The 8,831-nt window shown below is 69.4% G+C and carries 8 protein-coding genes and 2 pseudogenes; 7 read left to right on the top strand and 3 right to left on the bottom strand.

Features of this window, described 5'->3' with window-relative positions:
* Positions 1–558: 558 nt before the first annotated feature.
* A complete protein-coding gene (locus ACWC9R_RS36570; protein WP_450738146.1) occupies positions 559–1,071 on the bottom strand; it encodes a MarR family winged helix-turn-helix transcriptional regulator in 513 nt (170 codons plus the stop codon).
* A 114-nt stretch (positions 1,072–1,185) separates the two neighbouring features.
* On the opposite strand from ACWC9R_RS36570, the gene ACWC9R_RS36565 reads away from it, so the two are divergent.
* The 7 genes from ACWC9R_RS36565 to ACWC9R_RS36535 all read left to right on the top strand — a co-directional run bounded on the left by ACWC9R_RS36565 (position 1,186) and on the right by ACWC9R_RS36535 (position 8,159).
* The gene (locus ACWC9R_RS36565) at positions 1,186–1,563 is read left to right on the top strand and encodes a DoxX family protein (protein WP_450738144.1); all 378 of its coding nucleotides are present in this window, start codon (positions 1,186–1,188) and stop codon (positions 1,561–1,563) included.
* Positions 1,564–1,896: 333 nt separating this feature from the next.
* On the top strand, positions 1,897–2,760 hold the full coding sequence (locus tag ACWC9R_RS36560) for an alpha/beta fold hydrolase (RefSeq protein WP_450738142.1): 864 nt from the start codon (positions 1,897–1,899) through the stop codon (positions 2,758–2,760).
* The gene (locus tag ACWC9R_RS36555; protein WP_450738141.1) at positions 2,757–3,773 is read left to right on the top strand and encodes a VOC family protein; all 1,017 of its coding nucleotides are present in this window, start codon (positions 2,757–2,759) and stop codon (positions 3,771–3,773) included. Before ACWC9R_RS36560 ends, ACWC9R_RS36555 begins: the two co-directional genes overlap by 4 nt.
* A 169-nt stretch (positions 3,774–3,942) precedes the next feature.
* Positions 3,943–4,758, top strand: a complete 816-nt coding sequence (gene mhpD / locus ACWC9R_RS36550) for a 2-keto-4-pentenoate hydratase (RefSeq protein ID WP_450738139.1) — start codon at positions 3,943–3,945, stop codon at positions 4,756–4,758.
* Complete coding sequence (locus tag ACWC9R_RS36545) at positions 4,755–5,702, top strand: acetaldehyde dehydrogenase (acetylating) (RefSeq protein ID WP_450738137.1); 948 nt, start codon at positions 4,755–4,757, stop codon at positions 5,700–5,702. The genes mhpD and ACWC9R_RS36545 overlap by 4 nt, the downstream gene beginning before the upstream one ends.
* Positions 5,699–6,730 (top strand): 4-hydroxy-2-oxovalerate aldolase, encoded by a 1,032-nt coding sequence (gene dmpG, locus ACWC9R_RS36540; protein ID WP_450738136.1) that lies wholly within the window; start codon positions 5,699–5,701, stop codon positions 6,728–6,730. Before ACWC9R_RS36545 ends, dmpG begins: the two co-directional genes overlap by 4 nt.
* A 760-nt stretch (positions 6,731–7,490) precedes the next feature.
* The gene (locus ACWC9R_RS36535; protein WP_450738134.1) at positions 7,491–8,159 is read left to right on the top strand and encodes an HAD family hydrolase; all 669 of its coding nucleotides are present in this window, start codon (positions 7,491–7,493) and stop codon (positions 8,157–8,159) included.
* Positions 8,160–8,584: 425 nt separating this feature from the next.
* Here the strand turns inward: ACWC9R_RS36535 and ACWC9R_RS36530 are convergent.
* Both ACWC9R_RS36530 and ACWC9R_RS36525 read right to left on the bottom strand, forming a co-directional pair.
* A pseudogene (locus ACWC9R_RS36530) lies at positions 8,585–8,707 on the bottom strand (IS5/IS1182 family transposase); the annotation flags it as partial.
* Positions 8,708–8,709: 2 nt separating this feature from the next.
* Positions 8,710–8,831: pseudogene (locus ACWC9R_RS36525) on the bottom strand (DUF1772 domain-containing protein); the annotation flags it as partial.

Genomic DNA, 8,831 nt, shown 5'->3' with positions numbered 1-8,831 from the left:
GAATCTGAAGGACCGGAGGCGGTGACCAAGTCGCGGCATGGCCACCACCCTCGCACCTGGCCCGATCAACGTGAAGTCAAAGAGACAGGCCCTAGCGGTTCCCGTGGTCTGCATGGGCGTCGACCCTAGCCAGCAGCCCCTGGCCCCGCATGGGGCGTAGGGCTTAGCCCCCGAGGCCGAGGCCTTCCACGCCGTCGTGTCAGGGCCCGGCAGCTCCGTTGCTCAGCCGGATCAACTGACGCATTGACCGGAGCCCGGGGCGCAGCTCCCAGGGCGTTGGCTGCACCACAACCCGCCCACCCGCCGCTCCTTCCGTATCCATGGCAGCGGGCCTCGCTCACGCCTAAGGGTTGTCCCGCAGTGTTCCTGCGGAGCGGCGTCGTGGGCCGTTGTTGACTGGCGGCAAGTCAGTCCAGGCCGTTCGCCCTGTATGCGTGGAGTGCCGCGGTCGTCGTTGCCGGCAGGACCCTGTCCTGAGCGGGCGCGTCGCTCTGACGAACTCGCCCGATGCCTCGGCGGCGGCTCGCCCCGACGGTCCGACGCTCATGGCCCGAGTGGCTACTTCTCGGGGCGTAGCCGGTCCAGTGTTCCGGTGACGAGCGGGTGATGGGGGTCGACGGCGCCGACGATGCGGCGGCCGATCGTGGTCAGCTGGCGGACCTGCGCCTTGGTGAGTGCGTCGAAGACACAGCTGCGCACGGCCTCCACGTGTCCGGGGGCGGTGGCGACCACCTTGTCGAAACCGTCGTCGGTGAGGGTGGCCACGGTGTAGCGGCCGTCGGCGGGATCGGGTTTACGGCCTACCCAGCCGCGCTTCTCCAGCCGCCCGACGACCTGGGACAGCCGGGGAAGGGAACCCTCTACGAACGCGGCCAGCTCGCTCATCCGCAGGGTGCGCTCGGGGACCATGGAAAGCCCGGCCATCACCTGGTACTCGAAGTGACTCAGGCCGGCGTCGCGCTGTAGCTGCGTGTCCAGTGCGGCGGGGAGCCGCATCAGCATGCTGCTGAGCGCAATCCATGCCTGATCTTCCTCATTGTCCAGCCAGCGGGGTTCCTGCGGGGTCTCCATGCTCGCGAGTATAGCTTCACGCATGAAGTGATCAACTTGGCGGATGACTTGCATCTTGAAGTGAATGGGCTCTAGCCTTCACTTAATGAATTAAGTCATCGAAAGGTGTTGATCATGATGAGTGTTCTGCTGTGGACCCTCGCGGGTGTGCTCGCTGTGGCGTTTTCGGCGGCCGGGGCGATGAAGCTGTCCCAGCCGAAGCAGAAGCTGGCGGCCTCGGGTATGGGCTGGACCGAGGGTGTGAGCGCGGGGACGGTGAAGCTGATCGGAGGCGTCGAGGTGCTGGCCGCGCTCGGCCTGGTTCTGCCGCCCGCGCTCGGCATCGCCCCGGTGCTGGCGCCCTTGGCCGCCCTCGGCCTGGCGCTGGTCATGCTCGGCGCCATGGTCGTGCATGCCCGTCGTAGTGAGGCGCAGATGATCGCCGTGAATCTGGTACTGCTCGCGCTCGCGGCCGTCGTGGCATGGGGCCGGTTCGGCCCATACGCCCTCTAGTGGTCCATAGACGATCTCGTTCCCCGCATACGTGCAGGTCACGCAGGACACCCCAGGATCGTCGTCCTGGAGCGCGATGCCGAGGTCTCGCCTCGCGCCCGGTCCGCCTCAATGGCGTCCGACCGCTGGATTCCCCAGCCGCGGATGGTCGGGGACAGCGTCCCGCTGCCCCGGATGACCACCCGCCGTGCGGCCGCCTGCGCCCTGCGCCCTGTGCCCCACGCCTACGGCTACGCAGCCGTTTCTGTACACCCGACACCCGCCGTCCCAGCGGGCTTGGCTCCAGCCGCCACGCCCGCCCGACCGCGACACCGCCACGTGAGGACCGACATCATGACCCCGCAGACCGGCCTGCCGACGATGCAGGAGACGACGTACGACATCGGCGGAAAGAAGATCTTCGCCGCGGAGGCGGGTGACGGCCCGCCCGTGCTGCTGCTGCACGGCGGCGGCCCGGGCGCTTCCGGCGTATCCAACTACGCCCGCAACATCGCCGAGTTGGCCAAGGAGTACCGGGTCATCGTGCCCGACCTTCCCGGCTACGGGCGCAGCACCAAGGGCGTCGACGGCAGCGACCCCTTCGGCTACCTGGCCGACGGCATCCGCGGTCTGATGGACGCACTCGGCCTGGACAAGGCCCATCTGGTCGGCAATTCCTACGGTGGCGCCTGCGCCCTCCGGCTGGCCCTGGACACCCCTGACCGGGTCGACCGCATGGTGCTGATGGGCCCCGGCGGGGTCGGTAACACCCGTGCCCTGCCCACTCCCGGGCTCAACAACCTGCTGGGCTACTACACCGGCGACGGACCCTCGCGGCTGAAGCTGGAGACGTTCATCCGCAACTACCTCGTCTTCAACGCCGCCGAGGTCCCGGACTCCGCCATCGAGGAGCGCTACCAGGCCAGCATCGACCCCGAGGTGATCGCCTCTCCGCCGCTGCAGCGCCCCGCCGGGCTGCGCACCCTGTGGAAGATGGACTTCACCCGCGACCCGCGTCTGAGCCGGCTGCCCGTGCCCACCCTCGTCCTGTGGGGCGCGGAGGACAAGGTCAACCGGCCGTCCGGTGGCCGGATGCTGGCCGACCGTATGCCCAACTGCGACCTGTACCTCGTCGCCAACACCGGGCACTGGGTGCAGTTTGAGCGCACCGACCTGTTCAACCGCCTGTGCGCCGACTTCCTGGCCGGCCGCCGATGACCACACATGACGCCTCGTCCGTCTTCGGTGCCGTCCACTTGGGATACACCGTCATCGAGAGCAACCGCTTCGCCGACTGGCGCCGCTTCGGCACCGACGCCATCGGCATGCACCACGACGCCCTCTCCCGCCACCTGATGCGCTTCCGCCTCGACGACCAGGAATGCCGCTTCCTCATCCGGCGCGGACCCGCCGAGGACGTCGTCGCGACCGGCTGGCACGTCGACGACCACGCCGCCTTCGAACGCATCGAGGCCCGCATCCGCGCCCACGGCGTCCCCCACGCCGTCGGCACCGACGAGGAAGCCGCCCTGCGCGGCGTCGAGCGCCTGCTGCGCTTCCCCGGCCCCAAGGGCATCACACAGGAGATCTACACCACCCCGGCGAAGTCGGCCGAGCCCCTGTGCATGCTCGCCTCAGGCTTCGTCACCGGCGACGGTGGCATGGGCCACATCGCGCTGACCTCCACCAAGCCCGCGGAGACCCGGCGTTACTTCAACACGCTCTTCGACGCCCGTCTGACCGACTACATCGACGAGACCATCAGCGGCGTCAAACTCAAGATCCGCTTCCTGCGCGTCAACGAACGCCACCACTCCATCGCTATCGCTGCCACCCGCGGCGGCCTGCCGATCGACCCGATCCGCACCCGCGTGCAGCACCTCAACATCCAGGCCGCCACCCTCGACGACGTGGCCCAGAGCTACCAGCGCGTGCACGAACTCGGCTTCGACATGGCCCTGTCCGTCGGCCAGCACACCAACGACAAGGAACTCTCCTACTACGCCCGCACCCCATCGGGCTTCGAGTGGGAGGTCGGCTGGAACCCCGTCGTCGTCGACGAGACCACCTGGGAGCCCACCACGCACCAGGGCATCAGCATCTGGGGCCACCTCCCCGTCGGCCAGACCATCCTCGGCAAACTCGCCCAGTTCCAGGCCGGGGCCCGCTCCCTGGGCCGCCCGGAGAGCACGGTTCCGTCACTGAGTGGCGCAGGCATTCCCGGCGACTGACGAGTCCATCGCCCGATCCGTTGCTCACGATGCGCGTCTATACCCGGCATGCGTCACAGCGCCGGCCGGCACGCCCGTACCGAACCCCTCACCAGCTCCGCTCCCTTACAGAGGTAACCCGTATGTCCATCCCACAGCCTGTTCCCACCACTCCCGACAGGAGCGAAGCGTGAACGCCCACGAGTCCGCCGGTGCCGTGGCCGAGGTGGCGGCCGTCCTGGACGAAGCCGCCCGCGCCGGCGTCCCCTGCCACCCGGTGCGTCATCTGCTGCCCGAGGCGGACGTCGAGGCCGCCTACGCGGTGCAGCGCCTGAACGTCGAGCGGGGCATCGCCGCCGGCCGGCGCCTGGCAGGCCGGAAGATCGGCCTGACCTCGTCCGCCGTGCAACGCCAACTCGGCGTCGAACAGCCTGACTTCGGCGCCCTGTTCGCCGACATGGCGGTGCCCGAGGGGCAGCAGATCGCCCCCGGCCGGCTGTTGCAGCCGAAGATCGAGGCGGAGGTCGCCCTGGTGCTCGGCGCGGATCTGCCGCACCGGGACCCGACCGTCGCCGACCTGCTGCGTGCCACGGCGTTCGCCCTGCCCGCGCTGGAGATCGTCGACAGCCGGATCGCCGACTGGGACATCAGCATCGTCGACACGGTCGCCGACAACGCCTCCTGCGGCCTGTTCGTCCTCGGAGGCACCCCCGTACCGCTGGACCGGGTCGATCTGCGCGACATACGGATGACCCTGACCAGGAACGGCGAGACCGTCTCGCGGGGCACCGGCACCGACTGCCTGGGCAGCCCGCTCACCGCCGCCCTCTGGCTCGCCGCCACCCTCGCCGGCCTGGGCGAGCCGCTCCGGGCCGGCGACATCATCCTGACCGGAGCACTCGGCCCGATGGCCGTCGCCGCCGAAGGCGACGAGTTCACCGCCCACATCGAAGGACTCGGCACGGTCAGCACCGTGTTCGCCGCCACGGAAGGGACCGGAGTATGACCACGAAGGTCGCCGTCATCGGCTCGGGCAACATCGGCACCGACCTCATGATCAAATCTCTGCGGCTCTCCGACTCCCTGGAGATCGCCGCCATGGCCGGCATCGACCCCGGCTCCGACGGCCTGGCCCGCGCCCGACGGCTGAAGGTCGCGACCACCCACAAGGGCGTGGACGGCCTGGTCGAGCTGGACGAGTTCGCGGACGTGTCCCTTGTCTTCGACGCCACCTCCGCCGGGGCGCACCAGCGCCACGACGAGGTACTGCGCACACTGGGCCGCACAGTCGTCGACCTCACCCCCGCCGCCCTCGGCCCGTACGTGGTACCGCCGGTCAACGGCGACGCCCATCTGAACGCGCCCAACGTCAACATGGTCACCTGCGGTGGGCAGGCCACCATCCCCGTAGTGGCCGCCGTCGCCGCCGTGACCCCGGTCCACTACGCGGAGATCGTCGCCTCCCTCTCCTCCCGCTCGGCGGGCCCCGGCACGCGCGCCAACATCGACGAATTCGTCGAGACCACCTCGTCGGCCCTCGAGCAGGTGGGCGGCGCGGCACGCGGCAAAGCCCTCATGGTCATCAACTCCGCCGAACCGCCTCTCATCATGCGGGACACCGTGCACTGCCTCGTCGGCGACTGTGACGACGCCGCCGTGACCGCCTCCGTGGAGGAGATGGCCGCGCGCGTCCAGACATACGTCCCCGGCTATCGCCTCAAGCAGAAGGTGCAGTTCGAACGCGTCGCCACCGACAGCCCACTGCGCTCCCTTCTCCCGGCCGACTCCCGTTCCGGCCAGGCCGCCAAGGTGTCGGTGTTCCTCGAAGTGGAGGGCGCCGCCCACTATCTGCCCGCCTACGCCGGAAACCTCGACATCATGACCTCGGCCGCCCTGCGCACCGCCGAGCGCATGGCCGCCCACCGCACCACGAAGGTGGTCTCCCCATGACCGCGCCCCAGCCGAACACCCTGTACATCCAGGACGTGACCCTCAGGGACGGCATGCACGCCGTCCGCCACCGCTACACCGTCGAACAGGCCCGCACCATCGCCGCCGCACTCGACGCCGCCGGAGTCGCCGCGATCGAGATCGCCCACGGCGACGGCCTGTCCGGCTCCAGCATCACCTACGGCGTCGGCGCCCACACGGACTGGGAGTGGATCGAGGCCGTCTGCGACGCCGTGACCCACGCCGTGCCCACCACCTTGCTCCTGCCCGGCATCGGCACCCTGCACGACCTGCGCCGAGCGCACGCCCTCGGCATCCGCTCGGTGCGCGTCGCCACCCACTGCACCGAGGCCGACATCTCCGCCCAGCACATCGCCGCCGCCCGCGATCTGGGCATGGACGTGTCCGGCTTCCTGATGATGTCGCACATGGCCGACCCCACCGAACTGGCCCAGCAGGCCAGGTTGATGGAGTCCTATGGCGCGAACTGCGTCTACATCACCGACTCGGGCGGCCACCTCACCATGGACGGCATACGCGACCGCGTCTGCGCCTACCGCGACGTCCTCGACCCGTCCACCGAACTGGGAATCCACGCTCACCACAACCTCGGGCTGGGCGTGGCCAACTCGGTCGTCGCCGTCGAGAACGGCGTCACCCGCGTCGACGCCTCGCTCGCCGGCCAGGGCGCTGGAGCGGGCAACTGCCCCCTGGAGGCGTTCGTCGCGGTCGCCGAGCTGACGGGCTGGAAGCACGGCTGCGACCTGTTCCCCCTGATGGACGCCGCCGACGACGTCGTACGCCCCCTCCAGGACCGCGAGGTGCGGGTGGACCGCGAGACACTCACCCTCGGCTACGCGGGCGTGTACTCCAGCTTCCTGCGTCATGCCGAGACAGCCGCCCACCGCTACGGCATCGACGCCCGCGCGATCCTCATCGAGGTCGGTCGCCGCGGGCTGGTCGGCGGCCAGGAAGACATGATCACCGACATCGCCCTCGACCTTGCCGCAGCCCGCACCACCGCCTGACTCGAAAGAGCCGGAGGCGGCCAGTTGAGGCCGGGGCGGAAGGCAGGCCCACGGTGTTGCCGGCCGCGAGCCGGCCGCGAGCCGGGCGGCGAGCTGACAGGCTGCATGGGAATCCTCCAAGCAGCTCCCCGAGTGCCGTTTTACGCCGAACCGGCCGAGGGTGTACGGCAGCAGCTGGGCCACCCCCAGGGCTTGTCCGGGCGCCGCGCGGGATCGCGGAGTTCGTGCACCTGCACGCTGACGGCAGCCCGCACCTCGACTCCTCCTCGCTCGGCGTCGATTCGGTCTCGTCCCAGGTCGCCCGCTCCTTCCGGGGCACCTGGGACGCGCCGGTCATCCACCGGGACCTGGCCGCCTCGCCCGTACACCCACCTGGATGCGGCGGGCATAGCGGCCTGGGCCCGACCCCGCCCGGCACATTCCGGAACAAGCCGCGGCCGCCGCTGTCCAGGACGAACTCATCAAGGCATGGCTTGAACAGGTCATCGTCAGGGTGTCGAAGTCGGCAGCTGACCGCATCGTCGACCCTTTCGAGCCGGCCCTGGTCCGGCATCCGCGCAAGCGGTTCCGAAGGGCACCGTGCCGGACAACCGGGGCCAAGTTGTGCAGCGGCTGGGGGCACGGTTGCCGTATGTGGGTGGCGTCGCTCAGCCCCGAACGGGGCACCGACATCTGTTTGAGGCCACTACGCACCGCATTCTGAAACGATCAGTAAGGGCTGTCTCGTAATGGTCTGGCAGGTGCCTGGCATGATCAACGTGTGACCAGTGAATCTGCGCAGTCAGGCCGCTCGAGGTATGTGCTGTTCGACGTCGACGGCACGTTGATGGACGCGGTGAGCAACCAGCGCCAGGTGTGGCGAGCGTGGGCGAAGCGATACGGGCTGGATGCGGACGAGGTGTACCAAGTGGCCCTGCGGGTGCGGCCGATGGAGACGTTCGCTGCGGTCTCGGGGAACCTCGATCCGCATGAGTGCCTGGCCGCGCTGCACGAGTTGGAGGACGAGGACGTGCGGTCCGGCGTCTATGCGGCCTTCGACGGCGCGTCAGAGCTGCTGCGTAGCCTGCCGACGGCGTCCTGGGCGCTGGTGACCTCGAACTACGAGCACCGTGTGCGCGGCCGTTTCCTGAGAACGGGCCTGCCGGTGCCGGGCGTGATCGTGGACGCGGCCACTGTTGAGGAGGGCAAGCCCTCGCCCGTTCCGTATCTGCGGGCCGCTGCACGGCTGGGTGCCGAGGCGGAAGACTGCCTGGTCATTGAGGACGCACCGTCCGGAGTGCAGTCCGGACTGCGGGCTGGGATGACGGTGTGGGGCGTGAACGCCGCGGTCGCGGTGGAGGGCGTACACCGCCACTTCGACAGCCTGCGTGAGGCGGTCCCGCACATCCTGGCCTTCGTGTCCGGACCACACGGATATGCCACGGCCTGAGCCCGTCCGCCGCGTCTGGGGCACTACTGGGATGATCTTCGTGTGGCTGGTGTGATCACGGCTGAGAGCCGTCCTGGATAGCCCCGTTCGCCGGGCTGAGCCCGCGCTGAGTCGACAAACTGATCACCGCTCCACCGCGTGAAGGCGCGGGCGAGATCGGCCCCCTGGCCCCGAAGGGTGCCGCTGGGGTCGGACTTCGCCACGTCTCCAGAGCTGAGTCGGCTGACCCTGTCCAGCGGTCAGACCCAGGGGCTGGGGGGTTTGTGATGTTCTCCCTGCCCAAACGCACGAACAGCCAGGCCGAGTAGGCCAGTTCCCTGCGGCGGCGGCACCCGCCCCGGTGCCGCCGCCCCTCACCCTCTTCGCTTCCCGCGGCCACGAGGAGCGAAGCCCTCATGCCCATCAACCAGATCACCGAGAAACGGCTCCCAAGGTCTCATGAGGGCGAAAGCGTGCTCGGCGCGGGCGCGGGCCTGCTTGTGGGACTTGTTGTGTTCCTGCTTCCAGTCGGGGAGTTCTTCGCCTTTGCGGCGCCGGTGGGGCATCACTGTCAGATGAGGGCGGCGACCAGCAGGGCGAAGGCGGCGATGATGACGGCGACGCGGACGTGGTGGAGGCGGTCCCAGCGGTTCATCTGCTGCTTCCAGTCGGCGGGCCGGTTGTCCGGGGTGC

The organism is Streptomyces sp. NPDC001219, assembly GCF_053597915.1.
Note: the sequence above shows the minus strand (reverse complement) of the source record. Positions and strands in the feature narration are given on the sequence as shown.

What these genes read in the sequence shown, in the direction of transcription:
- ACWC9R_RS36570 (WP_450738146.1), bottom strand. Translation starts at nt 1,071, where the DNA reads ATGGAGACCCCGCAGGAACCCCGCTGGCTGGACAATGAGGAAGATCAG.
- ACWC9R_RS36565 (WP_450738144.1), top strand. Translation starts at nt 1,186, where the DNA reads ATGATGAGTGTTCTGCTGTGGACCCTCGCGGGTGTGCTCGCTGTGGCG.
- ACWC9R_RS36560 (WP_450738142.1), top strand. Translation starts at nt 1,897, where the DNA reads ATGACCCCGCAGACCGGCCTGCCGACGATGCAGGAGACGACGTACGAC.
- ACWC9R_RS36555 (WP_450738141.1), top strand. Translation starts at nt 2,757, where the DNA reads ATGACCACACATGACGCCTCGTCCGTCTTCGGTGCCGTCCACTTGGGA.
- ACWC9R_RS36545 (WP_450738137.1), top strand. Translation starts at nt 4,755, where the DNA reads ATGACCACGAAGGTCGCCGTCATCGGCTCGGGCAACATCGGCACCGAC.
- dmpG (WP_450738136.1), top strand. Translation starts at nt 5,699, where the DNA reads ATGACCGCGCCCCAGCCGAACACCCTGTACATCCAGGACGTGACCCTC.